General features: G+C 70.7%; 25 protein-coding genes. 5 read left to right on the forward strand and 20 right to left on the reverse strand.

Going from position 1 to position 26610, the window contains the following annotated elements; genetic code table 11:
* Positions 1-177: 177 nt before the first annotated feature.
* Positions 178-2436: an excinuclease ABC subunit UvrA gene (locus AB0N02_RS33725; protein ID WP_363954745.1), complete on the reverse strand. Its 2259-nt coding sequence runs from the start codon at positions 2434-2436 to the stop codon at positions 178-180.
* Between the two features lie 63 nt (positions 2437-2499).
* Between AB0N02_RS33725 and AB0N02_RS33730 the strand changes: the two genes are divergently transcribed.
* Positions 2500-3528, forward strand: coding sequence for a YafY family protein (locus AB0N02_RS33730; RefSeq protein WP_363954748.1), 1029 nt, complete (start codon positions 2500-2502; stop codon positions 3526-3528).
* Positions 3529-3624: 96 nt separating this feature from the next.
* On the opposite strand, the gene AB0N02_RS33735 is transcribed toward AB0N02_RS33730, so the two are convergent.
* Positions 3625-4149, reverse strand: coding sequence for a DUF2087 domain-containing protein (locus tag AB0N02_RS33735; protein WP_363954750.1), 525 nt, complete (start codon positions 4147-4149; stop codon positions 3625-3627).
* A 39-nt stretch (positions 4150-4188) separates the two neighbouring features.
* Here AB0N02_RS33735 and AB0N02_RS33740 point away from each other — a divergent pair, with 39 nt between their 5' ends.
* Positions 4189-4581 (forward strand): MmcQ/YjbR family DNA-binding protein, encoded by a 393-nt coding sequence (locus AB0N02_RS33740; protein ID WP_363954753.1) that lies wholly within the window; start codon positions 4189-4191, stop codon positions 4579-4581.
* Between the two features lie 164 nt (positions 4582-4745).
* On the opposite strand, the gene AB0N02_RS33745 is transcribed toward AB0N02_RS33740, so the two are convergent.
* Together AB0N02_RS33745 and AB0N02_RS33750 are read right to left on the reverse strand one after the other, a co-directional pair.
* Complete coding sequence (locus AB0N02_RS33745) at positions 4746-7238, reverse strand: DUF3516 domain-containing protein (protein ID WP_363954756.1); 2493 nt, start codon at positions 7236-7238, stop codon at positions 4746-4748.
* A 121-nt stretch (positions 7239-7359) separates the two neighbouring features.
* The gene (locus AB0N02_RS33750) at positions 7360-8649 is read right to left on the reverse strand and encodes an acyltransferase family protein (protein WP_363954759.1); all 1290 of its coding nucleotides are present in this window, start codon (positions 8647-8649) and stop codon (positions 7360-7362) included.
* 189 nt (positions 8650-8838) lie between these two features.
* On the opposite strand from AB0N02_RS33750, the gene AB0N02_RS33755 reads away from it, so the two are divergent.
* Positions 8839-10086: a sensor domain-containing protein gene (locus tag AB0N02_RS33755; protein ID WP_363954762.1), complete on the forward strand. Its 1248-nt coding sequence runs from the start codon at positions 8839-8841 to the stop codon at positions 10084-10086.
* Positions 10077-10724: a response regulator transcription factor gene (locus tag AB0N02_RS33760; protein WP_363954765.1), complete on the forward strand. Its 648-nt coding sequence runs from the start codon at positions 10077-10079 to the stop codon at positions 10722-10724. The genes AB0N02_RS33755 and AB0N02_RS33760 overlap by 10 nt, the downstream gene beginning before the upstream one ends.
* Positions 10725-10755: 31 nt before the next feature.
* Here the strand turns inward: AB0N02_RS33760 and AB0N02_RS33765 are convergent, their stop codons facing one another.
* Complete coding sequence (locus AB0N02_RS33765; RefSeq protein ID WP_363954768.1) at positions 10756-11157, reverse strand: heme-binding protein; 402 nt, start codon at positions 11155-11157, stop codon at positions 10756-10758.
* A gap of 120 nt (positions 11158-11277) precedes the next feature.
* Here AB0N02_RS33765 and AB0N02_RS33770 point away from each other — a divergent pair, with 120 nt between their 5' ends.
* Complete coding sequence (locus AB0N02_RS33770) at positions 11278-12291, forward strand: phosphotransferase (RefSeq protein WP_363954771.1); 1014 nt, start codon at positions 11278-11280, stop codon at positions 12289-12291.
* A 43-nt stretch (positions 12292-12334) separates the two neighbouring features.
* Here the strand turns inward: AB0N02_RS33770 and AB0N02_RS33775 are convergent, their stop codons facing one another.
* The 15 genes from AB0N02_RS33775 to AB0N02_RS33845 all read right to left on the reverse strand — a co-directional run bounded on the left by AB0N02_RS33775 (position 12335) and on the right by AB0N02_RS33845 (position 26603).
* A complete protein-coding gene (locus AB0N02_RS33775; protein WP_363954774.1) occupies positions 12335-13429 on the reverse strand; it encodes a ThiF family adenylyltransferase in 1095 nt (364 codons plus the stop codon).
* Positions 13430-13490: 61 nt separating this feature from the next.
* Positions 13491-13619 carry a hypothetical protein gene (locus AB0N02_RS33780; RefSeq protein ID WP_363954777.1) on the reverse strand — a complete coding sequence of 43 codons (129 nt, stop codon included), beginning with the start codon at positions 13617-13619 and terminating at the stop codon, positions 13491-13493.
* 52 nt (positions 13620-13671) lie between these two features.
* The gene (locus AB0N02_RS33785) at positions 13672-14964 is read right to left on the reverse strand and encodes an MFS transporter (protein WP_363954780.1); all 1293 of its coding nucleotides are present in this window, start codon (positions 14962-14964) and stop codon (positions 13672-13674) included.
* Between the two features lie 42 nt (positions 14965-15006).
* Positions 15007-16848 carry a tetratricopeptide repeat protein gene (locus tag AB0N02_RS33790; protein ID WP_363954783.1) on the reverse strand — a complete coding sequence of 614 codons (1842 nt, stop codon included), beginning with the start codon at positions 16846-16848 and terminating at the stop codon, positions 15007-15009.
* Between the two features lie 499 nt (positions 16849-17347).
* Positions 17348-18019 carry a pyridoxamine 5'-phosphate oxidase family protein gene (locus AB0N02_RS33795; protein WP_363954786.1) on the reverse strand — a complete coding sequence of 224 codons (672 nt, stop codon included), beginning with the start codon at positions 18017-18019 and terminating at the stop codon, positions 17348-17350.
* A gap of 180 nt (positions 18020-18199) precedes the next feature.
* Positions 18200-19978, reverse strand: coding sequence for a phosphatidylglycerol lysyltransferase domain-containing protein (locus tag AB0N02_RS33800; protein ID WP_363954788.1), 1779 nt, complete (start codon positions 19976-19978; stop codon positions 18200-18202).
* A gap of 515 nt (positions 19979-20493) precedes the next feature.
* A complete protein-coding gene (locus tag AB0N02_RS33805) occupies positions 20494-20655 on the reverse strand; it encodes a hypothetical protein (RefSeq protein ID WP_363954790.1) in 162 nt (53 codons plus the stop codon).
* Positions 20656-20702: 47 nt separating this feature from the next.
* Positions 20703-21536 (reverse strand): helix-turn-helix transcriptional regulator, encoded by an 834-nt coding sequence (locus AB0N02_RS33810; RefSeq protein ID WP_363954793.1) that lies wholly within the window; start codon positions 21534-21536, stop codon positions 20703-20705.
* Between the two features lie 4 nt (positions 21537-21540).
* Positions 21541-22083: a DUF6879 family protein gene (locus AB0N02_RS33815; protein ID WP_363954796.1), complete on the reverse strand. Its 543-nt coding sequence runs from the start codon at positions 22081-22083 to the stop codon at positions 21541-21543.
* The gene (locus AB0N02_RS33820) at positions 22067-22495 is read right to left on the reverse strand and encodes a hypothetical protein (protein ID WP_363954799.1); all 429 of its coding nucleotides are present in this window, start codon (positions 22493-22495) and stop codon (positions 22067-22069) included. Before AB0N02_RS33820 ends, AB0N02_RS33815 begins: the two co-directional genes overlap by 17 nt.
* Positions 22496-22619: 124 nt before the next feature.
* Positions 22620-22886, reverse strand: a complete 267-nt coding sequence (locus AB0N02_RS33825) for a hypothetical protein (protein WP_363954802.1) — start codon at positions 22884-22886, stop codon at positions 22620-22622.
* Between the two features lie 59 nt (positions 22887-22945).
* The gene (locus tag AB0N02_RS33830; RefSeq protein WP_363954805.1) at positions 22946-23725 is read right to left on the reverse strand and encodes an N-acetylmuramoyl-L-alanine amidase; all 780 of its coding nucleotides are present in this window, start codon (positions 23723-23725) and stop codon (positions 22946-22948) included.
* 2 nt (positions 23726-23727) lie between these two features.
* On the reverse strand, positions 23728-24003 hold the full coding sequence (locus AB0N02_RS33835; protein WP_363954808.1) for a hypothetical protein: 276 nt from the start codon (positions 24001-24003) through the stop codon (positions 23728-23730).
* Positions 24004-24336: 333 nt separating this feature from the next.
* Positions 24337-24747: a hypothetical protein gene (locus AB0N02_RS33840; RefSeq protein ID WP_363954811.1), complete on the reverse strand. Its 411-nt coding sequence runs from the start codon at positions 24745-24747 to the stop codon at positions 24337-24339.
* Positions 24744-26603 carry a hypothetical protein gene (locus AB0N02_RS33845; RefSeq protein ID WP_363954814.1) on the reverse strand — a complete coding sequence of 620 codons (1860 nt, stop codon included), beginning with the start codon at positions 26601-26603 and terminating at the stop codon, positions 24744-24746. The genes AB0N02_RS33840 and AB0N02_RS33845 overlap by 4 nt, the downstream gene beginning before the upstream one ends.
* Positions 26604-26610: the final 7 nt, after the last annotated feature.

The raw sequence follows: 26610 nt of genomic DNA on the forward strand, positions 1-26610 counted from the left end.
CCGGCGGACGTCCTGGCCCGGCGGACGTCCTGGCCCGGCGGACGTCCTGGCCCGGTGGCCTCCGTACGGCGGGCCGTACGGAGGCCACCGCGGCGACGGCCCGGTGCGCGGAACGGACGCGTGCCGGGCCGCGCAGGGTCCTCGCCGGGTCCGCGCCGGACGCGCGTCAGGCCCGTGTCAGATCTGTGCCGGGCTCAGGTCGCGGCGGAGGTGCTCGGCGGTGAAGGAGCCGGTCGCGGCCAGGAGCCGCTCGGGCGTGCCCTCGAACACCACGGTGCCGCCCCTGCCGCCGCCCTCGGGACCGAGATCGACGATCCAGTCGGCGTTCTTGACGACGTCGAGGTTGTGCTCGATCACGATGACCGTGTTCCCGCCGTCCACCAGCCTGTCCATGATGGCGATCAGGTGGCCGACGTCCGACATGTGCAGTCCGGTGGTCGGCTCGTCCATCACGTAGACACCGCTGGTCTTGCGCAGCTCGCCGGCGAGTTTGATCCGCTGGCACTCGCCGCCCGACAGGCTGCTCAGCGGCTGGCCGAGCTTGAGGTAGCCCAGCCCCACCTCGTTGACCGCGCGCAGGACACGCCGGGGCTTCGGCTCGGTGAAGAACTCCGCCGCCTCCTCGGCCGTCATCTCCAGCACGTCGAGGACGGACCGGCCGCGCAGCGTGTGCCGGAGCACCTCCTCCCTGAACCGCCGTCCCCGGCAGACCTCGCACGTCGAGGTGATGCCCTCCATGAAGGCCAGGTCCGTGTGGACGACCCCCAGGCCCTGGCAGTTCGGGCAGGCGCCCTTGGAGTTGAAGCTGAACAGCGCCGGGCTGACCCCGCCCGCCTTGGCGAAGAGCTTGCGCACGTCGTCCATCAGCCCGGTGTAGGTGGCGGGATTCGACCGGATCGAGGTGCCGACGGGCGACTGGTCGATGACCGCCGCCCCGGGGTGCTGGGCCAGGAACGCCTTGTTGACGAGCGTGCTCTTGCCCGATCCGGCCACGCCGGTGACGACGGTGAGCACACCGGCCGGAAAGGCGACCGTGACGTCCCTGAGGTTGTGCGCGGTCGCGCCGGTGACGGTCAGCGTGCCGGTCGGCTCGCGGAAGACCGCCTTGAGCGGCCGGTTGTGGCGCAGGTGCCGCCCGGTGAGGGTGCCCGCCTCGCGCAGGCCCGCGACGCCGCCCTCGTAGACGATCTCACCGCCGTGCGCCCCCGCGTGCGGCCCGACGTCCACCACGTGATCGGCGATCTCGATGACGTCGCGGTCGTGCTCGACCACGATGACCGTGTTGCCCTTGTCGCGGAGCTCCCGCAGCAGGCCGTTCATGTGTGTCACGTCACGCGGGTGCAGGCCGACGGTCGGTTCGTCGAAGACGTAGGTCATGTCGGTGAGGCTGCTGCCCAGGTGCCGCACTATCTTGATCCGCTGCGACTCCCCGCCGGAGAGCGTGACCGTCTCCCGGTCCAGGCTGAGATAGCCCAGGCCGATGGAGACCATGTGGCGCAGCCGCTCCAGGATCGCCGCGACCATCGGCGCCGCGACGGGGGCGGTGATCTCGGCGATCACACCGACCAGGTCCCAGATCTCCATCGCCGACAGCTCGGCGATGGAGCGGCCGTTGACGCGGCAGGCCAGCGCCGCCTGGTTGAGCCGGGCGCCCCGGCACAGCGGGCAGGTCAGGGAGGAGGTGAACGTCAGCAGGACCTCCCGGTTCGAGGAGGTCTCGACGTCCTTCTTGATGTAGAGCCGGTCGAACTTGTCGATCAGGCCCTCGAACCTCTGGTGCACCGGACCGCCCCGCGTCTCGAACGGCACGTCGGGACCCCGGCCGCGCAGCAGCGTGTTCCACTCCTCCTCGGTGTAGTCGGCGAGTCTCCTGTCGTCGTCGAACAGCCCCGAACGGGCGTACGTCTTCCAGTACCACGTGCCGACCCCGAAACCGGGCAGCAGGATCGCGCCCTCGTTGAGGGACTTCGTCCTGTCGAGGGCCCGGTCGAGGTCCAGCGCCACCTTCCTGCCGATCCCCGCGCACTCGGGGCACATCCCGGCGGGGTCGTTGAAGGAGAAGGCGTTGGAGTGGCCGGCGAAGGGGGTGCCGGCGCGGGAGTAGAGCAGCCGCAGCAGGGAGTGGATGTCGGTGATCGTGCCGACCGTGGAACGGGAGTTGCCGCCCAGGCGCCGCTGCCCGATCACGATCGCGGGCGAGAGGTTCTCGATGGCGTCGGCGTCCGGCTTGCCGTACTTGGGCAGGCGGTTGCGGACGAACGTCGGGAAGGTCTCGTTGAGCTGCCGCTGCGACTCGGTGGCGATCGTGTCGAACACGATGGAGGACTTGCCGGATCCCGAGACGCCGGTGAAGACCGTGATCCGCTGCTTCGGGATCTTCAGCGAGACGTTCTTGAGGTTGTTCTCGCGAGCGCCCGTTATCTCGATGTGGCTCATGGCCGAGACGGTAGTAAGGGTTTAGGCCGGTTCCTGGCCGCAATGGGTGGCATCGTGGAAACCATGGCGGACACCGCGGGCAGGGTGCTGAGACTGCTGTCGCTGCTCCAGGCGCACCGGGAGTGGCCGGGGCCCGAGCTCGCCGGGCGGCTGGGCGTCAGCCCTCGCACGCTCCGCCGCGACATCGACCGGCTGCGCGAGCTGGGCTATCCGGTCCACGCGACGACCGGTCCCGCGGGGGGATACCGCCTGGAGGCCGGTACCGCGATGCCGCCCCTGCTGCTCGACGACGACGAGGCCGTGGCCATCGCGGTCGGCCTGCGCACCGCGGCGGCCGGTACGGTGGCCGGGATCGAGGAGACCTCGGTCCGCGCCCTGGCCAAGCTCGAACAGGTCCTGCCCTCCCGGCTGCGCAGCCGGGTCAACGCCCTGCAGACCCAGACCGTGCCGCTGAACGGGACGCTGACCCGGTCCTGGCCGACCGTCGAGCCGGACACGCTGGCGCTCCTCGCCCAGGCGTGCCGGGACGGGGAACGGCTCAGGTTCGGCTACCGCCGCAGGGACGGCACGCCGAGCGCCCGGGTCGCCGAGCCGTACCGGCTGGTCTCCACTGGGCGGCGCTGGTATCTCGTCGCCTGGGACACCGGCCGGTGCGACTGGCGGACCTTCCGGGTCGACCGGCTGGCCGAGCCGCTGGCCACCGGCGTCCGCTTCCCGCCGCGCGAGCCGCCGGACGGGTACGTCGAACGGTCCATCGTCGCCCCCATCAGCCGCCACCGGGCGGTGGTCACCCTGCACGCGCCGATGGCCGTCGTCGCCGACCGGGTGTGGGCCGCCGCCCACGGAACGCTGGAGGCCACCGGCGAGCACAGCTGCGTGCTGCGCACCGGCGGGGACTCGCTGGAGTGGCTGGCCCTGACCCTGGGGCTGCTCGACGTCGGCTTCACCGTCCACGAGCCGCCCGAGCTGATCGGCTACATCCGGCGGCTGACCGGACGCCTGCTGGCCTCGACGGAGAACGCGACGGACCCGGCGGGGGATCCGGAGAAGGCGGTGGAGAGACCGCCGGGGGACTCGGCGGGGAAGGCGTGAGACCAGGCGGCCAGAGGCGACCGGCGGCCCGAGGCGACCGGCGGTGCCCCGGGACGGTCCCCGGCCGGTGTGCCCGCCGGTCGGGGGACCGCCGTGTCAGCCGGTCGTGTCGACCTGCCCGCCGCTGCGCCAGTAGACGTTGTTCTCACGGCTCAGCAGCCCGTCGTCGACCAGATAGCGGCGCAGCGCCGCGTAGTCGTCGTGGAAGGCGCGCAGCGCGACGTCGACCTCCTTCTCGGGATAGCGGACCCCCGGCTCGAAGACCTGGGCGATGTAGTTGAGCACGATCAGCTGTTTGTCGCGTTTGGTGGGGATCGCCCGGAGTCGTCCTTCGACGAGGAAGGCCTGGAGCACCCGCTCCTCGGGGGAGGCCGTGGGAGCGGGGGGTCTGGCCGTGGTGTGCAACAGCTCGCGGAACCGCTCCCGCCGCACCTCCCAGCGTCCCTCCCCGTCCCGTACGGCCAGCCCTCCGCGTTCCAGCCGGTCGAGCGCCCGCCGTACGGCCTCCTTGCCCAGCCCGGACTCCCCGGGATCGCCGTTCAGCACCAGGGCCGACAGCACCCGAAGCGTGTCCTGCTGGTAGAGCAGTCCCAACACCTGCCTGATCGCGTCGTCACTCATGCCCTCATTCTTGTCGGTCCCTTCTGGTACCTCTGCCCCATGGACAGTCATGGAGTGAGCCCCGAGGAGTTCCTGCGGATCGCCTCCGCCCTGCCCGAGGTGGAGCTGGCCCAGCACAGCGAGGAGTGGGTCGGGCTCAGGGTCAAGGGCAAGGGGTTCGGCTACCTGTCGGAGGCCAAGGGGACCGCGCAGCTCAAGGCGACCCTGGCCGAGCGGGCGGCGATGGTGGGGGAGAACCCGGAGGTCTACGGGCTCTCCTGGACCAGCGGCCAGTTCGGCTGGGTGGAGGTGCAGCTGGCGAAGGTCGATCCGGAGGAGCTGGTCGAGGTGGTCACCGAGGCCTGGTGCCTGACGGCCCCGCGCCGCCTGGCCGCCGACTACGAGGCCCGCCTGGGGCTCGCTCCCCTGGCCGACGGCCTCGTGGAGGGATAGCGCCGTGATCGGCGGGGCGCCGCTGATCAGCGCCGAACCGCTTCGCCCCGCCGCCCGCCGTACCGGCGCCTTCGACGGCCACAGGTGTGCTGGGGAAACGCGGTCACCGCTCGCCGGGGACCGGGCTTCCCCAAGCCCGCGACGCCGCCAGGCGGCGCAAAGAATTACAGCCGGTTCAGGCCGATGACGTGGATCACGGCGCGGCCCTCCTCGTCGGAGGCGCTCAGGTGGACCTGGGCGTCGATGCCCCAGTCGCCGTCTCCGGCCGGGTCGGCGATGACCTGGCGGACCCGCCAGAGCTCCTTCTCCTCCTCGATGCGGAGCAGGCCGGGGCCGCGGGCGTCCGGTCCCGTGCCGATCTCGTCGTGGTCGTCGTAGTAGGCGTCGAGCGCGGCTCCCCAGTCGACGTCGGGAGCGAGCTCGGCCAGCTCCTCCTCCCGCTCCACGGCGGCCAGCTCGACCAGCCGGAACATCGCGTTGCGGACCAGCACCCGGAAGGCGCGGCTGTTGGCGGTGACCGGCTTGGTCTTCTCCTCCAGCGAGGGCGCCTCCAGCTCGCCGGTCGGGTTCTGCAACTGCTCCCACTCGTCGAGGAGGCTGGAGTCGACCTGGCGGACCAGCTCGCCGAGCCACTCGATGAGGTCGATGAGGTCCTCGGTCTTGAGGTGCTCGGGGATGGTCCGTGACAGGGTGCGGTAGGCGTCGGCGAGATAGCGCAGGACGGTGCCCTCGGACCTGGCCAGCTCGTAGAACTGGACGTAGTCGGCGAAGGTCATCGCCCGTTCGTACATGTCCCTGACGACCGCCTTGGGGCTGACGGTGTAGTCGCCGACCCAGGGGTGGCCGCGGCGGTAGGTCTCGTAGGCGCCCAGCAGCAGGTCGGCCAGCGGCATCGGGTAGGTGACCTCGTTGAGGAGTTCCATCCGCTCCTCGTACTCGATGCCGTCGGCCTTCATCTGCGCGACGGCCTCCCCACGCGCCTTGTTGAGCTGCGCGGACAGGATCTGGCGCGGGTCGTCGAGGATGGACTCGATGATCGAGACCATGTCCAGGGCGTAGGTCGGCGACTCCATGTCCAGCAGTTCGAGGGTCGCCAGCGCGAAGGTGGACAGCGCCTGGTTCAGCGCGAAGTCCTCCTGCAGGTCAACGGTCAGCCGGGCCATCCGGCCCTGCTCGTCGGGCTCGGCCAGCTTCTCGACCACCCCGCCCGCCAGCAGCGAGCGATAGATCGCGATGGCCTGGCTGATGTGCCGCCGCTGCCACTTGCGGTCCTCGTGGTTGTCGGTGAGCAGGTGCCTCATCGCCGCGTAGCAGTCGCCGGGGCGGTTGATCACCGCGAGCAGCATCGCGTTGCTGACCTTGAAGCGGGAGGTCAGCGGCTCGGGCTCGGCGGTCTGCAGCTTCTCGAAGGTCTCCTCGCTCCAGCCGACGAAGCCCTCCGGCGGCTTCTTGCGGGCGTAGCCGCGCCGCCGCTTGGGGTCGTCGCCGATCTTCGCCAGCGCCCGCTCGTTCTCGATGACGTGCTCGGGGGCCTGGCAGGCGACGTAGCCGATGGTGTCGAAGCCGGCCCGGCCCGCCCGCCCGGCGATCTGGTGGAACTCCCGGGCGCGCAGCCGCCGGACCTTGTTGCCGTCGTACTTGCTCAGCGCGGTGAACAGCACGGTCCTGATCGGCACGTTGACGCCGACGCCGAGGGTGTCGGTGCCGCAGATGACCTTCAGCAGGCCCGCCTGGGCGAGCCGTTCCACCAGCCTGCGGTACTTGGGGAGCATCCCGGCGTGGTGGACGCCGATGCCGTGCCGGACGAGGCGCGACAGGGCCCGGCCGAAGCGCGTGGTGAAGCGGAAGTTGCCGATCATGGCGGAGATGGCCTCCTTCTCCGCCTTGGTGGACATGTTGATGCTCATCAGCGCCTGCGCCCGCTCCATGGCCGCGGCCTGGGTGAAGTGGACGACGTAGACGGGGTACTGGTTGGTGGTGAGCATCTCCTCCAGCGTCTCGTGGAGGGGGGTGAGCCGGTAGGAGTAGACCAGGGGGACCGGGCGCTCGGCGTGCTTGACCACCGCGGTCGGCCGGCCGGTGCGGCGGGTGAGGTCCTCCTCGAACCTGGTGACGTCGCCCAGCGTCGCCGACATCAGGACGAACTGCACGTCGGGCAGCTCCAGCAGCGGCACCTGCCAGGCCCAGCCCCGGTCGGGCTCGGCGTAGAAGTGGAACTCGTCCATCACGACCTGGCCGATATCGGCCTGGGCGCCGTCGCGGAGCGCGACGTTGGCGAGGATCTCGGCGGTGCAGCAGATGATCGGGGCGCCGGGGTTGACGCTGGCGTCGCCGGTCATCATGCCGACGTTCTCGGTGCCGAACACCGCGCACAGGTCGAAGAACTTCTCCGAGACCAGCGCCTTGATCGGCGCGGTGTAGAACGTGCGGATGTCCCGGGTCAGCGCGGTGAAGTGCGCCCCGGCGGCGACCAGGCTCTTGCCCGACCCGGTGGGGGTGGACAGGATCAGGTTGTTGCCGGAGACGACCTCGATCAGCGCCTCCTCCTGGGCGGGATAGAGCGTGAGCCCCCGCTCGGCGTTCCACTCGACGAAGGCGTCGAAGATGGTGTCGGGGTCGGCGTCGATCTCTTCTGGCAGGCGATCTACAAGGCTCACGGTTCAATACTGCCGAAGAATGAGGAGTGGTCGGACCGAGTCGGGCCACGGATGCCGTTGCATCGCCCGCAAAATGGGAACTCTGAACGGTTAGATCATCCTAAATCTCATTAAATGGTGATTAATTGGACTGAGTGAGAGATGAGGAGAACGAACGGGCGAGCGCCAGGCCCGCCAGGAGCAGTCCCGCACCGGTCAGCGACACCAGGCCCGGCACGAACCCCATCACCGTCAGCGTCAGCACCCCCGCCCCGGCCAGCGCCGTCGCCACCGCGATCCTGACCGCCCCGCCCCGGTACGGCGCGCCCCGCCCGGCCACCTCGAACCGGGCGAAGCCCCGCAGCAGCGGCCACAGCGCCAGGGCGAGCACGAGCAGCCAGTGCGGCCACCCCGACAGCCAGGCCGACGTCCCCGGCTCGGGGGTCGACACGCCCAGGCCGACCACGACCACCGCGGTCACCACGAACAGCGCGCTCATGTGCCACAGGTAGACGGTCATCATCCTGGTGCCGGCCCAGCCGAGCATCCGGCTCACCCCGGGCCAGCGCGCGACCCCCACGATCCACGGGCGCAGCGCCGTGGCCAGCCCGATCTGGCCGATTCCCACCGCCAGCAGCGCGACCGTCGGCGGTGCCATGTTCGACACGGCCGCCCCCGGCATCCCGATCATGCTGCCCGGGTAGGGGCCGAAGACGACCAGCGCCGCGGCCAGGCCGTACCCGGCGAGCGCCATGGTCCAGGGGCGGGTGAGGCGGCCGTCGGCGTAGAGGAAGCCGAGCTGGTGCACCGCCAGCCACACCAGCCCGACGTTGAGGAATCCGACGACCTCCAGCCCCGTGCCGAAGCGCGCGATGTCGACCACGACGGCCCCCGCGGCCAGCGCGGCGGGCACGCGCCAGCCGTACACCATGTTGAGCCTGAGCATCCGCGGGGTCACCGCGACCACGACCAGGTAGACCGCCAGGAACCACAGCAGCTGCCCGGCCAGCCGCGAGGCCGTGATCACCGGCTGCTCCGGCATGCCCACCGCCAGCAGCAGGTGGGGGAGGGGGATCCAGACCGCCGCCAGCGGCACCACCGGCGACATCAGGCGGCGCAGCCGTACCGCCAGCCAGGAGGGGAACGCCTCGCCGCGCCGTACCGCGGCCCGCCAGCCGATCGCGTTGGCCGCGCCCCCGGCGAAGAACACCAGCGGCATCACCTGGCTGATCCAGGTGATCGCCCATCCCCAGCCCGTCGCCAGCGCGTTACCGGTCGAGATCCGCCCCCCGGCGAACGACAGCACCGGCATGCTCCAGTGCTGCAGCACCACCAGGGCCATGCCGAACACGCGCAGCACGTCGATGAACGGGTCGCGTCCTGGTGGCGGCGGCGCCGTACGGGGGGCCGAGCGGGTGACGAGGACGGTCACGGGGGTCTCGATTCCTTCGGGAGGGGACGGTGATGACGACCCTCCCGCGTGGGACCCGGGTGGCGCAGTAACGCCCGCGGCACTCTTGACCTCCGTGACACCCCCGTTTCAGGGGTAGGGCTGGCCCCACCCCCTAATGCCGGTGAGCAGGGTCGCTCAGCAGGCCCGATGGCTCGTACCGTTGGCGGCATGAGAACCCTCTTGCGTCGTATCGGCAGTGACAGCCGCTATCTGATCGTCGGCTTTCCCGTCTCGATCGTCTTCTTCTGTCTGGCGCTCGTGGGTTTCGCGGCCGGAGCCGGAACGGTGATCGTCTGGGTCGGGGTGCCGATCCTGGCGACGACGCTGCTGGTGGCGCGGGGGCTGGCGGACGTGGAACGGCGGATGCTGCCCGAGGTGCTCGGCCGCCCGGTGCCCCGGCCCCGCTACCGGCCGGCGCCGGAGAACGCGGGATGGTTCCGCCGCATGGTGAACCCGCTGACCAGCGGGCAGTCGTGGCTGGACCTGCTCTACGGCATCGTGTCCTTCCCCGTCTCCGTTGTGACGTTCGTCATCGCGGTGACCTGGTGGGCGGGGACGGTCATCGGGCTGACCTATCCGCTCTACGGGTGGATCATCGCCCGGATTCCCGACAACCACGGGCTGCCCGAGCTGCTCGGGTTCGGCGACAGCGTCGCGGTCGAGGTGGTGTTCAACACCGTCATCGGCGTGATGTTCGCCCTCACCCTGCCGGTGATGCTCCGCGGCGCGGCGCTGATCCAGGCCGGACTGGGCCGCGCCATGCTGACCGGCGTCGCCGAGCTGCACGAGCGCATCGACGACCTGGCCCAGGGCCGGGCCGCGGCGGTCTCGGCCGAGGCGAACGCGCTCCGGCGGCTCGAACGCGACATCCACGACGGGCCGCAGCAGCGCCTGGTCTCCCTGGCCATGGACCTGTCGCGGGCCCAGCGCCAGCTCAAGCGCGACCCGCAGGCGGTCGAGGAGATGCTCAGCCAGGCCATCGCCTCGACCCGGGAGACCCTGGACGAGTTGCGCGCCCTCTCCCGGGGCATCGCGCCGCCCATCCTGACCGACCGGGGCCTGGCTCCGGCGCTCGCCGCGCTGGCCGGCCGCTGCACGATCCCGGTCGAGCTCGACGTCCAGACGACCGGCCGCTTCGCCGCCGCGGTCGAGAACACCGTCTACTTCGTGGTCGCCGAGTCTCTGACCAACGTGGCCAAGCACAGCCACGCGACCGTCTGCACGATCACCCTGAGCAAGACCGGTGGCGTTCTGATGCTGACGATCGGCGATGATGGAGTCGGCGGTGCACACACCGCCAAGGGACATGGCCTGTCCGGCCTCGCCGACCGTCTCAAGGCGGTCGACGGGACGCTGGCGGTGGATTCACCGGTGGGCGGGCCGACAGTGATCGTGGCGGAGGTTCCGTGCGGGTAGTCGTGGCCGACGACGCGGTTCTGATCAGGGAGGGCCTGATCAGGCTGCTGGAGGAGTTCGGGTGCGAGGTGGTGGCCGCCGTCGGCGACGGCGACCAGCTGGTCGAGGCCGTCGCCGAGCACAGGCCGGACGTCTCGGTGGTGGACGTCCGGATGCCGCCCGGTTTCACCGACGAGGGCCTGAGGGCGGCGGTCGAGGCACGCAGGCGGGTGCCCGGCACGCCGGTGCTGATCCTGTCCCAGTACGTGGAGGTGTCCTATGCGGACGACCTGCTCGCCGACGCCAGAGGCGCGGTCGGCTACCTGCTCAAGGACCGGGTGGTCGACGTCGACGACTTCATGGGGGGCCTGCGCACGGTCGCGGCCGGCGGTACGGTCTTCGACCCGCAGGTGGTGGCACAGCTGATGGTACGGCGCCGCCGCGACGACCCCCTCGCCCAGCTCACCCCGCGGGAGCGGGAGGTCCTCGGCCTGATGGCGGAGGGCAGGTCCAATCCGGCCATCGGGCGTCAGCTCGTGATCAGCGACGGCGCCGTGGAGAAGCACATCCGCAGCATCTTCGCCAAGCTCGGGCTGTACGCCGAGGACGGCGACCAGCACCGCCGCGTCCTCGCGGTCCTGGCCTACCTGCGCTCCTGACAGCCCGCCCCGCCTCTCCCCGGTCCCAGGGCTACCCCCGCTCCCAGAGCGCGGCGGCGGCCTCGGCGCAGGCCACGTCCTGGGCGACGGTGCCGCCGCTGACGCCGACCGCTCCGGCCACCCGGCGGCTCTCGCCCGGCTCCAGGAGCGGGATTCCGCCGCCGAAGCACACGTAGCGGTCGCCGGCGAGGCCGTACAGGTCACCGCCGGGCGCCACCAGCGGCGCGAGGTCGGCGGTGGACATCCGGCGCGCCACCGAGGTGTAGGCCTTGCCGGAGGCGAGTGACGGACCGGAGATCTCCGCGTCGTCCATTCGCTGGAAGGCGACCAGGTGGCCGCCCGCGTCGACCACGGCCACCGACACGAGGGCTCCCTCGCGTGCGGCCTGTTTCACCGCGGCCTCACACATGCGCAGCGCGAACTCGAGGTTCACCGGCCTCCTCACTCACCCCTCAGGGGTTCCGGGTGGACAATCTGCTTTGTATCCACGCCCGGCGAAGTGATGCAAGATCTCATAGAGGATCGGCGTTTCGCGTGCCCACACGGAGGACCCATGCAGGCCCACGACCTGTCCGCGGGGGGCGACGTGCTGGCCCGCGCGCACGACACCGCCCGTGAGGCGGCCCGTCTCCACGGTCTGCCCGACGCCGAGGTCACGCTGGTCAACGTGTCGGAGAACGCCACCTACCTGGTCGACGACCCGGCCACGGGGAACCGGTCCGTCCTGCGGGTGCACCGGCTCGGCTACCACTCCACCCCGGCGATCCTGTCCGAACTGGCGTGGCTGGAGGCGCTGCGGCGGGAGGCCGGGATCCGGACCCCCAGGGTGCTGCCGGCCCCCGGAGGGCGGCGGGTGCTGACCGTTCCCGGCGCGCCGCCCCGCGACTGCGTGATGTTCGAGTTCCTGCCGGGAACCGAGCCGCCGCGCGACCGGCTGCCGCCCGCCTTCGAACGGCTCGGCGCGCTCACCGCGCGGATGCACCGGCACGCGCGGAGCTGGCGGCGCCCGCCGTGGTTCACCCGCTTCCACTGGGACCACGACGCCGCCCTCGGCGGCGAGTCGCGCTGGGGCCGATGGCGGGACGGCGTCGGCGTGGACGCCGAGGCCTCGGCCCTGCTCGAACGACTCGACAAGGAGCTGCGGGAACGGCTGCACCGGTTCGGCCGCGATCCGGGGCGTTACGGGCTGATCCACGCCGACCTGCGCCTGGCCAACCTGCTGGTGGCGGGCGACGGCGAGACGCCCAGTGTGATCGACTTCGACGACTGCGGCTTCGGATGGCACCTCTACGACCTGGCCGCGGCGGTGAGCTTCATCGAGCACGACCCCCAGGTCCCCGAGCTGGCCGCCTCCTGGGTGCGGGGCTACCGGACCGTGCTCGACCTGCCCGCCGAGGACGAGGCCGAGATCTGGACGTTCATCATGTTCCGCCGCCTGCTGCTGGTCGCCTGGATCGGCACGCACACCGGCGTGGACATCGCCGCCGAGCTCGGGGCGGGCTACACCGAGGGCACCTGCGAGCTGGCCGAGCGCTATCTGTCCGGCCGGTCCGGCCTCCCGGGCTGACCGGCCCGGGAGGCCGGACCGCGGTCACGCGGCCGTACGGCGGTCAGCCCCGGCAGCGTCCGCATCCGTCGCCCTCGGCGTACTCGCCGAAGACGAGCTGGTCGGGGGCGATCAGGTTGACACCGTGGATGAAGTTCGCGGTGACCTCGGGGACGCCGGTGACGACCCTGACGACCGCGTTGGCGACGAGATGGCCGGAGATTCCGGCCGAGGCGGCCGTCACGCCGGGACCGCCGAGGTCGACGGAGAAGTTCCCGGAGTCCACGTGCAGGGGGGACTCCAGCTCCCTGCGCCGATCCTGCGTCCTGATGACGCATTCGTAGCAGAGCCCCCCGCCCGGCACGAAGACGCCCGCGGTGACGAGCGGGCCGTTGTAGCCTCCGCCGACCCACGGCACCCCCGCCGCCGCGCACGCCCTGCTCGTCCACACCCGGATGCCGTCGGCTCCCCTGGGCTCGTCGGCGCACAGCGCCACGACGTCGAAGCCGCCCAGGAGCCGGGTCAGGTCGTCCTGGCAGGTGACGCGTATCCTTTCGACGCTGATCCGGACGCCGGAGTTGAGGGCGCGCAGCCGTTCCAGGGCGACCTCGGTCTTGGGCCTGCCCACGTCCTCCTCGGAGTAGAGGACCTGCCGGTTGAGGTTCGACAGCTCGACCAGGTCGGTGTCCACGCAGTGCAGAATCCCGACGCCGGAGGCCACCAGGGCCTGCGCCGCGGTCGCGCCGGTCCCGCCGAGGCCGAGCAGGAGCACCCGGGAGTGCCGCAGGCGGAGCTGGGCCTCCCAGCCGTGCTCCCTGGGGGTGAGGTCGGCCCAGCGGAAGAAGGCGTGACTGCGGCTGTAGCGCTCCCGTTCACGCGGGGTCAGTTCCGCGGGGAAGGGGGCGCCCGCGTCCTCGACGTGGCCGGAGCGCATCAGCTCGCCGACCAGCTCGGCCGCCTCCGCTCCGGACAGCGCGGCCAGGCTCTCGGCGACCTCCGCGGGGGTGCGGGTGCCGTCCATCGCCCCCAGCGCCTCCCATATCAGGCCGTCGGGGTCCTCGATTTCCTCGGCGACGCCGTAGATCTGGCCGCCGATCCGGATTCTGCCGTCCGCCAGCCGGTAGGCGGCGTGCTCCCGCTTCACTCTTGGCAGGTACACGGAACTCTCCACGGGCCGGTCCGGGTGTCACGGGGGCCGGGCCGGCCCTGACCGCTCGGCGTCAGTTTCCGCTGGAGTTGCTGGCGACGTTACCGGTCGTCTCGACCTTATCGAGTCTGCGGATGCGGATCTTGGTCTTGACCTCGGTGGTGGCCTCGGTGGGCTGCGGGGTCTTGGTGGTTTCGGTCATCACGCACTCCGTCCGAATCGGTGGTGCCGCTGTTTCCCCGAGTCGTTCGACCCTACTGATGATCATAATGAGAGGCAACCGGGACGACTTCAACTATTTTTTCATCATTAGCGTATTTTCGGCGATATTTACTCGTGAAGTGTGTTGTTCCGGAAGTGAACAGTGCCGTCAATGGCAGGGCGACGCCCGCGAGCCCGGACAGCAGAAGAAACGGCGTCGCCCCCAGGACGGAGACGGCCGGACCGGTCAGGAGCAGGCCCAGGGGGGTCAGCGCCGAGGCGGCGATCCAGTCCAGGGAGGTGACACGCGCGAGCCGATCCACGGGCACCTCGCGCTGGAGCGACACCACCCACTGCACCGCGAAGACCTCCAGTCCCAGTCCGGCCAGGGCGAGACAGAGGAGAAGGACCCAGGCGGCGTGCGGCACACAGAGGGCCAGTGGCACCAGCCCGTACGCCGTCAGCCCGGCGACCCCCGCGAGACCGGCTCGCCGGGGTTTCCAGACCATGCTGGCTATCCCCCCGGCCAGGCCGCCGACCGACAGCAGGGCGAGGCCGGTCCCGTAGAAGGCGTCGCCGCCGAAGTCCTCCCGGGCCAGGATCGGGAACACCACCTGGACCGGGGCGATCGTGAGCATCGACTGCAGGGCCGTCACCACGATGACCGTGCCGATCCAGCGCCGCCGCCAGACCTCGCGCACCCCCTCGCCGATCTCTCGCAGGGTCGAGCTCCGAGCCGTACGGGCCACCACCGGCTCGTGCAGGGTCAGCAGGACGCACAGGCTGACGAGGAAGGCGCCCAGCGCGATCAGGAAAGCCGCCCGCACCGACAGCGCCGACACCAGCAGGGCGCCCAGACCCGGCCCGGCGATGGCGCCGACGCGCCAGGAGACGACGTTCAGGGCCGCGGCCGCCGGACGCTGCTCCGGCGCGAGCACCGAGCTCAGGCACGCCTGGAAGGCGGGACGGAAGAACGACTCGGCCGCCCCGGCGAGAAAGACCATCCCGCCGAGCACCCAGGCGGACGTCACATTCGACAGGCCGACCGCGACCACACAGCACAGGAAGCCCTGCGAGGCGAGCATGACGTGCCGCCGGGGCAGCCGGTCGGCCCACACGCCGCCGAAGAGCCCGAAAAGGACCAGGGCGGCCCAGCGCGAGGCGAGCACCGTGCCCACCGTCGTGGCGTCGCCGCCGGTGTTCAGCAGCGAGACGACCACCGCCACCGGAAAGGTCTGGTCTCCGGTGACGGAGGCGATGAGGCTGATCCAGAGCGTCCGGAATCCGCCGTTGCCCAGCACCGAACCGGCGAGCCACTGCTGTGCCGGTTTCCGGATGGCCCTCATAGTGGTGAATGATGCGCCGATTCCCCGGGGGGAACAAGGCTGTCAAGGACGTCGCAGTGCCTTGCGGATGTCGTCGTCGTCAGGGGCCAGATCCAGCGCCCGCGTGAGATCGGCAATCGCCTCCTCCTCGCGTCCGGCGGAGCGCAGCGCCATCGCCCGGTTGAACAGCAGCGCCGGATCCGCGCCCGGCTCCAGGGCTCGGGTGAAGTCGGCGATCGCGCCCTCGGCGTCGCCGGTCTCGAATGCCAGCATCCCCCGGTTGGCCCAGGCCGTCGCCAGTGACGGGGCGATCTCCAGTGCCCGGTCGAAGGCCGCCCTGGCCCGTTCGGGACGGCCCTCGGCCATCTCGACCTGGCCCAGCGCGCACAGCAGGTACGGATTGAGCGGGTCGAGGACGAGCCCGGCCTCCGCGTCCGTCCTGGCCCCGCCGTACTCGCCGAACGCGGCCAGCAGTCCCGCCCGGTTGGCCAGCCCGTCCACGAACTCCGGATCCAGCTCCAGCGCGTGGTCCAGGTCGGCGAGCGCGCCCCGGTGGTCGCCGGCCGAGAAGCGGATCTCGGCCCGGTTGTAGTACGGCTCGGGGAAGGGCGGCCCGGCCCGCATCGCCGTCTCGTAGTCGGCGACGGCCTCCTCCAGCCTTCCCAGCCGGTGCAGCAGGTTCCCCCGGTCGATGTAGTAGTCGGGGTAGCCGGGATCCAGCGCGATCACGGTGTCCAGGTCGCCGAGGGCGTCCTCGGGACGGCCCAGCATCACGGCGAGCTGTGCCCGGTTGGCCAGCAGCACCATCCGGTGGATCGGGTGCCCGTCCGCCGGAAGGTCCCGGTCGGCCAGGTCCAGCGCCTCCCGGACGAGCTCCAGCGCCTTGGCGGGGCGGCCGAGCCGTACCTCGACCAGCGCGCGGCCGTTGAGGTCGAACCCCAGTTTGAACGCCCGCTCGTGCGGGTCGGGGAGCAGGGTGGAGATGGCGATCGCCTGGTTCACCCAGCCCAGCGCGCCGTCGAGGTCGCGCAGGGCCGGATCGTGATGGCGCACCTTGAGCATCGCCGTGGAGTAGGCGGCGGCCGCGTGTGTGGCGGGGGCGACGCTCTCCCGCCTGGCCAGGTCGAACAGGGCCTCGGCCTCCGGCTCGCGGCGCAGTGCGCCCAGCGCGGTCGCGGTGCTGTGCAGCAGCCGCCACCAGGTCTCCGGCTCGGCGCCCGGGTCGGCCAGGGCGAGCGCGCGCAGGCCCAGCTCCGCCACCGCGTCATGACAGCCCGCCTCCAGGCACCATTCGACGGCGAAGCGGAGCGCCTCGACCGCCTTGCACGGATCGGTGCCGTGCTCGCGGTGGTAGGGGATCGCGCCGAGCCGCGCGCCGATCGTCCCCTCCCGCTCCAGCTCGTCGGCCAGCTCGTCGTGCTTGTCCGGAGAGAGGGGCTCCTCGGGTACGGCGCGCTCACCGGTCACGATGGTCAGCAGCTCCGGGCCGATCCGCCGCCGCAGCACCGCCAGCAGTTCCCGGTCGGTGGGATCGGCCTCGTGGACGTTCTCGACGACGAGCGTCCTGGCCCCGATTTCGGACAGGTGCTCACGGACGAACTCGGCTATCCCGTTCGACAGGCGCAGCGTACGGCGCGGCGCGTGCACCAGGATCCGTTCCGCCTTGGGCAGCAGGTCCGCCAGCGCCCCGCGCCTCACCGGGATCAGCGCGTGCGCGTCGGGGGCCACCGCGCGGAGCTCGACGTCGTAGCGGGCTACGAGCTCCGGCCGCGCGTCGAGCACCAGGGCCGAGACGATCGCGCTCGCGGCCGTGTACGGCCCGCACAGACGCCGGTCCGCGTCCACGGGGGGCAGGAGCAGGGGGGCGAGAGGTGGGTTCTCCGGAGGGAACGGTCCCGGACTCACCGGTCTCCTTATGTCATCTCATGTGCTCGCTGGGGGCCGGCGCCCATCGCTGGACGCCGGTGCTGTGGGCTCGACGTCAGCCGATGTGCTTGGGGCTGGCGGTTCCGCTGAGCGTAATCGTGCCGGGCTTGTGAACAATAATTCGCTTCATCATGCGCCTCTCCCAAAAATAAGAACAAATCGCAAGTATTCGCACTAATCACTTGGACTGACAAGCTGTATTTCTAAGAGTGGCCGAATCAGGACAAACCTATGGACAAATCAGTTCAATGTCTATTTTGCGGCGACTCGCAGCGCCCGGCCGCCCTCCGGTGCGCCGGGTTCCGGGCACGGAGACGGGTGGAACCGAGGACCCGGAGGCGGGGGAGAGGCGGGCGGGATGAGTCACTGATGACAATCACGGAGAGAAGTTTGGAGGCCTCTGTCATGCCTTCTGGGCGTGCCGCCCGCCGATCTCGTGTCATGGCTCCTGGGCGTGCCGCCCGCCGATCCCGATCCGTCACGCGTGCTGGATGCGCCGCCCGCTGATCTCGACGGGGACGATCCGGATGTAGAGCTCCCGGTCGCCGCCCGCCCACGGCTCGACGTCCGCGGCCGTCACGGCCGCACGCTCGCGCTCGGTGGAAACGCGGTGGGCGGCTCCCCGGACGAGCACGCTCCAGCCTCGCCTGTTGACATCGTCGATGTGGTCGACCTCGAAGGCGACCTTGAAGTCGACCCCCTTGACCCCCGTGCGCAGGTTCTCGTCCAGCGGGCCGCCGAACGCGGTGCGCAGCAGTACGGCGTTGTCGTGCATCACGTAGTTGACCGGCAGGATCAGCGGCCCCGTGGGAGTGTCGAGGGCGATCCGGCCCACGCCGCCGGGGGAGATCAGGCGCAGGCACTCGTCGGCGTCCAGCTTCTCCAGCCGGGGGTGCGCGGCCGCGGGACCGTGTCCAGGGGGCAGGCCGGCGGTACCGCCGAGCAGCTCCTCGATGCTGGTCTCGAGCGCGGAGGCGAGCCGTTCCACGGTTCCCGCGCTGGGAGAGGCGGCGTGCTCCTCCAGGTAGCCGAGATAGCCGGGATCGATTCTGGCCCGTCCCGCCACCTGCTCCCGGGTCAGGCCGAGGGACTTACGCCGCTGCGCGACCCGGCGGCCCAGATCGCCCGGTGTGCCGCTGTGCTCGGTCATGGAGACCCCCCGTTCGCGATCGCGCGTCTCATACCCCGCGAAACGGCAGATCACTCGGGCCGCCGGGGCGGCTGCGGCCCCCGGACCTGGGCGTTCGGACCCCGGGCGCCGTGGGAACGCCCCGCGGGCGACGGCCGGGTCCCGCGGTCTCGGCGGGAACCCGCGGGCCGGGCGCGGTCCTCAGCGCGCCAGAGAGGTCTGCTCCCCGGAGACGTCCGGGCCGGAACGGGTGCGGGCCTTGCGGCGGAACGGGACGCCGGGGAGGCCGACGTTGATGAAGGCCTCGGCCTGGAGCGCCGATATGCCGATCCGCGGCAGGTCACGGGCCGCCGGATAGACCACGAACCGGGGGAACCACAGGGGCTGGAACTTGGCGTTGAACCTGTACAGCGACTCGATCTGGAACCAGCGGGACAGGAAGACGAGGATGGCGTGCCAGGCCCGCAGCACCGGGCCCGCGCCCAGCCGTTCGCCCCTGGCCAGCACCGCGCGGAACATGGCGAAGTTGAGCGAGACCTTGCTCACCCCCAGGCCGGGGGCGGCCTGCAGGGCCTTGACGATCAGTAGTTCGTTGAGCCCGGGGTCGGCGTCGCGGTCGCGGCGCATCAGGTCCAGGGAGATGCCGTCGTGCCCCCAGGGGACGAAGTGCAGGACGGCCCGGATGTCCTCGCCGGGCAGGGCCGTGTCCCCCTCCACGCCCTTGTGCGCGGTGACGACGACGCAGTCGTCGTCGGCGGGGTCGCCGAAGCGGCCCAGCGCCATGGAGAAGCCCCGCTCGGTCTCCGTGCCACGCCAGGAGTCCGCGGCGTGCCGGATAAGCTCCTTCTCCGTCTCGGAAAGGGTCCCCACCCGCCGTACCCGGCAGGTGTAGCCCGCGCGTTCGATCCGGTTCACCATCTGCCGGACGTTGCGCATCGCCCTGCCCTGGAGGGTGAAGTTCTCCACCTCGACGACGGCCTCGTCGCCGATCTCCAGGGCCGACAGGCCGCCCTCTCTCGTCCAGACCTCGCCGCCCGTCTCGCTGCACCCGATCACGGCGGGCACCCAGGCGTGCCGCCTGGCCTCCTCCAGGAACCGTTTGATCGCCCCCGGCCACGCCTCGGTGTCGCCGATCGGGTCGCCGCTGGCCAGCATGACCCCCGCGACCACCCGGTAGGCGATCACCGCCTTGCCCGTCGCGGAGAAGATCACGCTCTTGTCGCGGCGCAGCGCGAAGTAGCCCAGCGAGTCTCGGGCACCGTGCCGCTCGAGCATGGCCCGGACCGTCTTCTCCTGGTCGGGACTCAGCTCGGCGACCGGCTTCTCGGGACGCAGCGCCAGGTACAGGGTCGTCACCGCGGTGAGCAGCCCGAGCCCCGCGAGGGAGAAGTAGACCAGGTCGCCGGTCCGCTCCGAGGAGTACTGGACGGGGCCCTCCAGGCCGATGAGACCCAGCAGCACGTGCTGGAACCGATCGCTGAGACTGGGGTCTCCGACGATGGTGTGCGGATGGGTGTTGACCACGACCCAGCCGATGGCGATGTCGAGGACGGCCAGGAGCAGGAAGTTCCACAGCGCCCGCCACCGGGTGCGGGGGTCGGACAGGGCGTGGAACTCGCGGCGGTTGATCAGGAGCACCGTGAGGAACAGCAGGCTGATCGCCGCGCTCACGGGTCTGTGCAGGTGGATCAGCTCGATGAAGGCGCTCAGCGGCAGCAGCAGCACCACGGCCCGCCAGGCCCGCACCTTCCTGCGTTTGAGCGCGTGCGCGATCATCACGAGCAGGATGCCCATGACCAGCGACGCCGCCTGGGCGAGGGAGGTGACCGTACCGGGCAGGAAACCCGCGATCTCGCTCACCCGGGTCCCCCGGAAGGGAGGGACAACGGCCTTGACGATGTCCAGGACGCCGATCGTCAACGACGCGTAGCCCGCCACGGCGGGCACCCAGGGGCGGGAGATGGGTGGGCGATCCCTCATGAGAGGACATTACTGCGAGCCCATCTATGTACGGATGTTAGTACGACCAGGACGCGCCCCACCTGTGTGATGGCAAATCATGCGGTGTAACCATGCACACTGGTCGGCGATTTATACACCAAAGACCTGGCGGATTCGGTGCGTCCGAAAATGGGTGTGGCCCCCGTGCAGGTGACTCTGCACGGAGGCCACACGATGAGACGGCCCCGCCCCACCCCTCCAAGAGCTGCGGGGCCGCCGGTTCCCGGCCCGCCTGGTAACGCAGGCTGGGTGTGGGCCAGGAAGACTTCAGGGCCAGTGGACGCCGTTCCGGGCGGCACTGCACAAGCCGGTGGCGCGGCCGCCGGGCGTCCAGTTCACGCCGAGGGCAGTCCGTATCGGCACGATCGGCTTTCCGCAGGACGCGCAGACTGCGGCGTCCGGCGACGAGGCAGGATCCGGCGCCCGCGTGAGGGGCGTCCAGGTGGGGACCCACGGCCCCGCAATCGCCGACCGGAACGCTTCCTCGGGAGTCATCACGTCTGCTCGTCGGAGACGTCCAGCGTGGGGTTCCATAGGCTCCCGGCCATCGACCAGGGCATCCACGCCCACGCCTCTCGCGATCTCAGGATGCGGTCACGGACCGCGAGCGGGTCGGGAGGGCCGGGATTCTGGGCGAGCTGGAGGTCTTCGTCCATGCCCATCACTGTGCGTGTTTGCGTCAGTGTGGATCAACGAAGTTGCCTTAAATTGCCGCGAGTGCCGCCACGATCCGTTCCCGAGCGGCCGCCCCGTAGACGGCCGCCGCCTGCATCTCCGCGAACGTCCGGGCGTACAGGGCGATCTCCGCAGGCTGGGTGATGGTCAGCTGGGCAGTAACGGTCTCCACCCTGACCACCGCCTCGTCGAAGATGACGAATCCCTCGCTGGGGCTGATCGACCGCGGCGCCCCGGTGGGGATGATGCCGAGGCTGATCCGCTGCATGCTCATCACGGCCAGCAGCCGGTCCAGCTGGCCGGCCATCGCATCCCGGTCACCGACAGAGGTCCTCAGTGCCTGCTCCTCCAACACGATGAGGAAGCGCCGGTCGCCGGAGTACAGCACCCGCTGGCGGTCCATGCGCGCCGCGACCGCCTCCTCGACGTCGTCGGGCAGGCTGAGGAAGACGCGCACCCGCCGCAGGATCCTGGCGGCATAGTCAGCGGTCTGGAGCAGGGCGGGCGGGATGAAGGGCTGATAGATCCGCAACAGCTGGGCTTGTTCGTACAGCGGCGCGGATGCCTCCTGGCGACGGCGTAGGCCGGTCCGGAGCTGGCGCCGCCATTCGAGATAGGCCGTCTCGATACCGCGGTGCGTGGCGATCAGGTCGGCCAGCTGGTCGGCGGCGCCGCAGTGCAGGCACCAGGCCCGCAGGTCATCCTCGGACGGGCCTCGGGTGCCGAGCTCGACCCGGGTCACCTTGGACGGGTGCCAGCCGGCCAGGGCGGCGAGCTCCCGCCCCGAGAGCCGCGCGTCCTTGCGGATCTCCCGGAGGCGGGTACCGAGGCCTTGGCGGGTCTGCTCGACTTGCCCGGACACAGGATCAGGCCGTAACCGGCGGGTAGTCGGCATGAGGGATCGCCTGGCCCCACAACAGGTCACGCACCTGGACGCAGGCCGCCACGACGACCGGATCCTCGATGAGCTCCCGGCTGGACGAGCGGCCGTCGGCGTCGAAGTGGTTGACCACCAGCGCGGAGTCGTCGAGGAGCCACCAGTCGTTGCCGCCGACCGGGAAGACGATCCCTTCCGGGAGCTGGTGGCGGGGAAGCCACCGGATGTCCTCGCCCGCAGCGATGTTGTGCGGGGTGTCGTGGTGCTCGAACGCGATGTACGGCGAGATCGGCTCTGTGACGACCCGCACGCGGTGCACGCTTCGGCCCGTGCTGGTGATGGCGCGGACCTTGCCGGTCCAGTCGCGGAACCACTCCGCTACATCGGCGTACGACTCGCGTTCGCCGGCCAGCCACCGACCGAACCGGGACGACTCCTCGGCGACCCCGTAGGAGTCGCGCAGCTCCAGGTGGAACGCGCCGTGCTCGACGGCGGCGAACCGGGCGCGCCACTCCTCAAGACTCAAGGACACCGGCGTACTCCTTCCGTACCGCGGAGCGCAGCGCCAGGGGCACCTCGACGACGTCCTCGTGAGCGGGGATGCTCATCGCGGCGAGTGCTTCGGCGTCGACGACGGCCTTGCCGCGGATGAGGTAGGTGTCCCGGTCGGTGAGGGTGATCTCGACGGGGCGCTCGTCGTCAGGAGCCTCCAGTTGGCTGCTGTTGACCATGCGGACCATCAGCCGACGAGGCACTTCCACGCAGGTCTGGCCGGGCTCTACGACCGTCTCCGTCCTCCATCCCTGAACGAGGTAGGTGTTCCGGTCAGTGTCGTAGAGGCTTGGGCAGTCGTCTTTGTCCGAGTCGGGGTCCTTGCCGAGGAAGGTGATGCGCATCGGTGCCTCCGGTTGCCGGGGGTTGCCCTTCACCTGGGATGCTTCCACGACTCCAGCGTCGCGCGAGGCGGACACGCGAAAAGAGCCCCCGCCCGCCCTCCGAAGAGGACGGACGGGGGCTCTCATGCCTCCGAGGCGATGCCATCACAGTACGCCTGCAAGGCAGGGACAGCTACAGACTGCGCAGATCCCGATCAGAATGCGCGCCCGGGTGATATCCCGGCGTGCCGCCGTCGGTCCGCAGCCACCCCGGCAGCAGGGCCTGGACCGCGGGCAGGGCCATCACCCGGGCGAACCCCGCGGACACGGCCAGAGATCCACCGACCCAGGGCAGCGCCTCCGGGATCCCGGACGCGGTCACGATCATCGGCAGGGCCACGGCCACGCCGACCGCGGTCTGCAAGGCGGTGCGGATGGCCCGCTTGGTCTCGACGTTCATGAAGTCCTCCTGGGGGAGGTCGGCGGCCGCCGATGACGGCCGGGGATGGGGGAGCGAGGTCAGGCGATACGGAGCAGGACAGGCCACGTGCGCGGGCCGACGATGCCGTCGACCGTGAGGCCGGCCGCGGCCTGGAGGCCCTTCACACCGGCCTCGTGCGCGGCCGTGAAAGTCGTGTCGTCGACACCGTCGAGGCCGCCGTAGTCGCGGGCGATCAGCAGGTGATGGACGGTTTTGACGTCCCAACCGTGATCCCCCTTCTCAAGAGTGGGGAGCTGCTTCACGAGAGCCTCCGTCTCGGTAGGGGTCGGCTTCTTGGTCTCGGCGGGCCGGGGCGCCCCCGCCTTCACCCACGCGTACAGCGGCCCACCCGGGCAGTCCGTGGCGTAACCGTCCCGATGCCCCTTGATCTCGGTTCCGGCGCCGCCGTGCTGCCGCAGGTAGGCGACCGCGTCGAGCACCGCGTGCAGGAGCTCGTCGGTCGGCTGCGTGAAGCCGGAGGATCCGACGAGGGCGAGGACGGCGTAGTGGGAGGTGTTGAGGCCGGGGCCGTTCGCGGCCGGAATCACGCCGGGCCCCCGGCCGATGAAGATCCGCCGGTGCGGACACGCCACCATGTTGTAGCCGATGTCCGAGTACGGCTGCTCCCGGCCGCCCGCCATGTGCATCCGTTGAATGCTCAGGACGAGCTCGATGCACCGGCGGTGGTCGTCCACGATCGACGGCGGCACGTGGCCGCCCGTGTAGTGGACTTTCACGCCCCGCGTCTGCGTGACGCGGTCCAGACGGCGGGACGGCGGTTTCGCGCCCCAGCCTGCGCGGGAGATCACCTGCGCCATGGTCAGCCTCCTCGAACGAACGTGATCAATGCGAGCACCAGCGAGGCGACCGCGACCAGGGCGGCGATCGACGGGAGCGGCCACCGCCCCCGCTCCAACGCCCGGATCCGCGCCTCGTGGTCGGCATGGTCGGCGACGAGCTCGCCGTGCGCCTGGGCGACCTGGGACACCTCGGCCCGGATGCCGTCGACCTTCCTGTCGGTCGCGAGGAGCAGGTCGTAAATCTCGCGTGCTCCTATCTGGACCGGGCCGAGGCCGAGCGGGTCGAGCTGCGTCACGTACTCCTCCGGGGGTGAATGACGGATTGAAAAGGATCCGTCATGGCAGCGATAAGGCTTTGAGCTGGGAAAACGACCCTCGGTGCGGGGCGGGATGACGGATGACGGATTCCGCCATATTCCCCGCCGTATATAAGGGGGTGTTCTTACGCGCGCCCGCGCGCATCACGTACGCGCGCATTACACGGGGAATGAGGGAAAACCTGTCATCCGTCACCGCATAGACGTTTTCGCAGATAAAACGCATGACAGATCCGTGCCGATCCGTCATGAAGGGGTGCCGTCCACGCTCCCTTAGGCGCGCATTCCAGCCGACGCGGACGGCACCCCGGCTCAGGTGGCGATGATCCCCCCGCCCCGCAGCGACGCCAGCAGCCCCTGGTAACTGATCCGCAGGGACTCCAGCGTGTCGGTGTAGGTCTGAATCTGCGCCTGGCTATAGGAGGCCGGGGGGTTGAACAGGCTGAACGTCGCGTTCGGCACCGCAACGCCCTGCTGATGCACCAGGGAGTAGTCCGCGCCGGTCGAGCTCCGCCACCGCGCCTCCCCGCCCGACGTCGCGTACAGGTACGCGCCGGAGGCCGGCGCGGCCGGGGTGGAGACCGGCGGCAACCTGAACGCCTGCGACGCCTGCACGATCGGTGTCCCCTTCTCCTGCCGGACTTGAGCCTCCAGGTCCGCGATGCGCCGCTCCAGCTGCTGAATGATGCGGGTCTGGTTGATCCCGAACTCGTCTGGATTCACGGCGCCTCCTGGGCGGTGACGATCTGGAGTTTGTCCTTGCCGGAGCCCCGGGACGCGGGGGTGAGCGACCAGCCGATGAGCCTCTGCAGGGGCATCTGGAACGCGCCGCCTTGGGCGGTCCTGACGTGCCAGTCGTTGTTCATCACGAACTCGACCCAGGACCCGATGCCGTTCGGATCGAAAACCGACCCCTTGCCGAGGATCACGTTCGCGCTGAAGACCCTGGGCGCGCCGGCCGCAGTCGCCGCGTACCGCAGCGCGTACCGCTCCAGCTCAGTGAGATCCGTCGACGCGGCGGGGTGGTTGACCCGGAGATCGATGATCGGCCACCCTTGGCCGAGGTGCGGCGTCTCGATCAGCTGGCTCCGTACGGCCACCCGGTCCTGGGTGGCGTCCGTCGCCTCCGGCGTGCCGCCGATCACCCCGATCCGGGTGCCGCCCTGCAACGCGGACCTGATCTCTTTCCAGTCGGTGATCTCGCCGCCGTCGCGGCCCTCGACGAAGGTCCACACGGAGTCCGGCAGGCTGGGTGCTGGGGAGCCCCATCTCCACCGGCGCTCGATCGCGCCCTGGGTGGTGACGGTGGGGTCGATGACGTAGCCGAACCCTCCGTTCACCCGGGCGTAGTCGCGGAGCACCCGGCCGTACGTCGTGTTGTCCGCGCGCTTCGCCGTCAGCGGCCGGACGAGGCCAGACGTTCCGCCCTGCAGCGTGAAGCCGGGGGATGATCGTCCATCGGCGCTCATGTGGAGGATGAAGTCGCGGGCGTTGGCGATCTGGTCGCCGACGAACTCGACATCCGACTCCAGGCTGACGCTGTTCATGTAGCCGTCCAGGGTCGTCCCCTGCAGCCGAACCCCCAGTCCCAGCCGGGACGTCTTGGCGATCTCGGCGGTGTGGATCCAGTGGATCCCGCACAGCACGCCGTCGCGCCAGGAATGCACCACGAGGCGCCCGGGCCCGGAGGTGAGGTCTTCGGGGTCGCGGGGGATGATCTCGGCGATGCGGTCGGCCGCGCGCCGGTTGGCGATCGGCAGGAAGCCCAACCACCCGTCGGCCTCCCCGTCGCGGCGGCCGTATGTCGGATCAGCTGGGTAGATGTCGCCGCGGAACTCACCCGTCAAGAAATCGTGGACGGTGTAGCTGGTGCGGGCGACGCCCTTGGTCGGCGTGAAACTGGGGAACGGGATCGGCGTCGGCGTCTCCCCGCCTCCCGCGGAGCCGGACGACGACGGGATGATGATCGTGTACCCGTACGCGGTGAGGATCTCCGGCCCGGACAGGCCGAACGCCGCCTCGGGGAGCGCATTTGTCGAGGTGACCGTCTTGAAGGTCACGCCGCTGGTCGCGAACTGCCCGCTGTACGCGCTGGCCACGCCCGGATATCCGGCCGGAGCCCCCCACACCGGACTCCCGCCGCTCTGCACGAACACGGCGCCGACGCGGAGCTCCACCCCGGACGGCGAGGCCGGGACCGCCTCCAGGGTGAGGACCTGGCCACCGCCAGCCTGGATCTCCACCGTGATCTGCGGGGCGCCCGCGGAAGCGCCGGCCACCGTGGCGAGGTGCAGGGTGCCGTCGGCGGTGCCGTGCGCCGCAGTGACGGAAGACGGCACGCTGGACAGCGTGCAGCGCCACATCTTCACGTGCAGGCTGCCCGCACCAGAGTCATCGGTCCGGACGGGTGCCCAGGTGCCGGGAGTGGGCGCCGTCATCTGGTCCGCCGTACCGCCGATCGCCGTATGGATCGCGTACAGCTGGTCTCCGGCCCGGGTCGCCCCATCCGGGGTGGCGGTCACCTGGCCGGGGCCGACAGGGGAGTGTCCAGAGGTGACACCGCGCACGATCGCCGCCATGGCACCT

The organism is Streptosporangium sp. NPDC051022, assembly GCF_040683035.1.
Lineage (GTDB): Bacteria > Actinomycetota > Actinomycetes > Streptosporangiales > Streptosporangiaceae > Streptosporangium.

Excerpts from the sequence above, each read along its gene's own strand:
- AB0N02_RS33785 (WP_363954780.1), bottom strand. The coding sequence starts at position 14,964 with ATGAGGGCCATCCGGAAACCGGCACAGCAGTGGCTCGCCGGTTCGGTG.
- AB0N02_RS33735 (WP_363954750.1), bottom strand. The coding sequence starts at position 4,149 with ATGAGTGACGACGCGATCAGGCAGGTGTTGGGACTGCTCTACCAGCAG.
- AB0N02_RS33755 (WP_363954762.1), top strand. The coding sequence starts at position 8,839 with ATGAGAACCCTCTTGCGTCGTATCGGCAGTGACAGCCGCTATCTGATC.
- AB0N02_RS33730 (WP_363954748.1), top strand. The coding sequence starts at position 2,500 with ATGGCGGACACCGCGGGCAGGGTGCTGAGACTGCTGTCGCTGCTCCAG.
- AB0N02_RS33845 (WP_363954814.1), bottom strand. The coding sequence starts at position 26,603 with ATGGCGGCGATCGTGCGCGGTGTCACCTCTGGACACTCCCCTGTCGGC.
- AB0N02_RS33830 (WP_363954805.1), bottom strand. The coding sequence starts at position 23,725 with ATGGCGCAGGTGATCTCCCGCGCAGGCTGGGGCGCGAAACCGCCGTCC.
- AB0N02_RS33740 (WP_363954753.1), top strand. The coding sequence starts at position 4,189 with ATGGACAGTCATGGAGTGAGCCCCGAGGAGTTCCTGCGGATCGCCTCC.
- AB0N02_RS33825 (WP_363954802.1), bottom strand. The coding sequence starts at position 22,886 with ATGAACGTCGAGACCAAGCGGGCCATCCGCACCGCCTTGCAGACCGCG.
- AB0N02_RS33795 (WP_363954786.1), bottom strand. The coding sequence starts at position 18,019 with ATGACCGAGCACAGCGGCACACCGGGCGATCTGGGCCGCCGGGTCGCG.
- AB0N02_RS33725 (WP_363954745.1), bottom strand. The coding sequence starts at position 2,436 with ATGAGCCACATCGAGATAACGGGCGCTCGCGAGAACAACCTCAAGAAC.
- AB0N02_RS33780 (WP_363954777.1), bottom strand. The coding sequence starts at position 13,619 with ATGACCGAAACCACCAAGACCCCGCAGCCCACCGAGGCCACCACCGAG.
- AB0N02_RS33805 (WP_363954790.1), bottom strand. The coding sequence starts at position 20,655 with ATGGACGAAGACCTCCAGCTCGCCCAGAATCCCGGCCCTCCCGACCCG.
- AB0N02_RS33770 (WP_363954771.1), top strand. The coding sequence starts at position 11,278 with ATGCAGGCCCACGACCTGTCCGCGGGGGGCGACGTGCTGGCCCGCGCG.
- AB0N02_RS33800 (WP_363954788.1), bottom strand. The coding sequence starts at position 19,978 with ATGAGGGATCGCCCACCCATCTCCCGCCCCTGGGTGCCCGCCGTGGCG.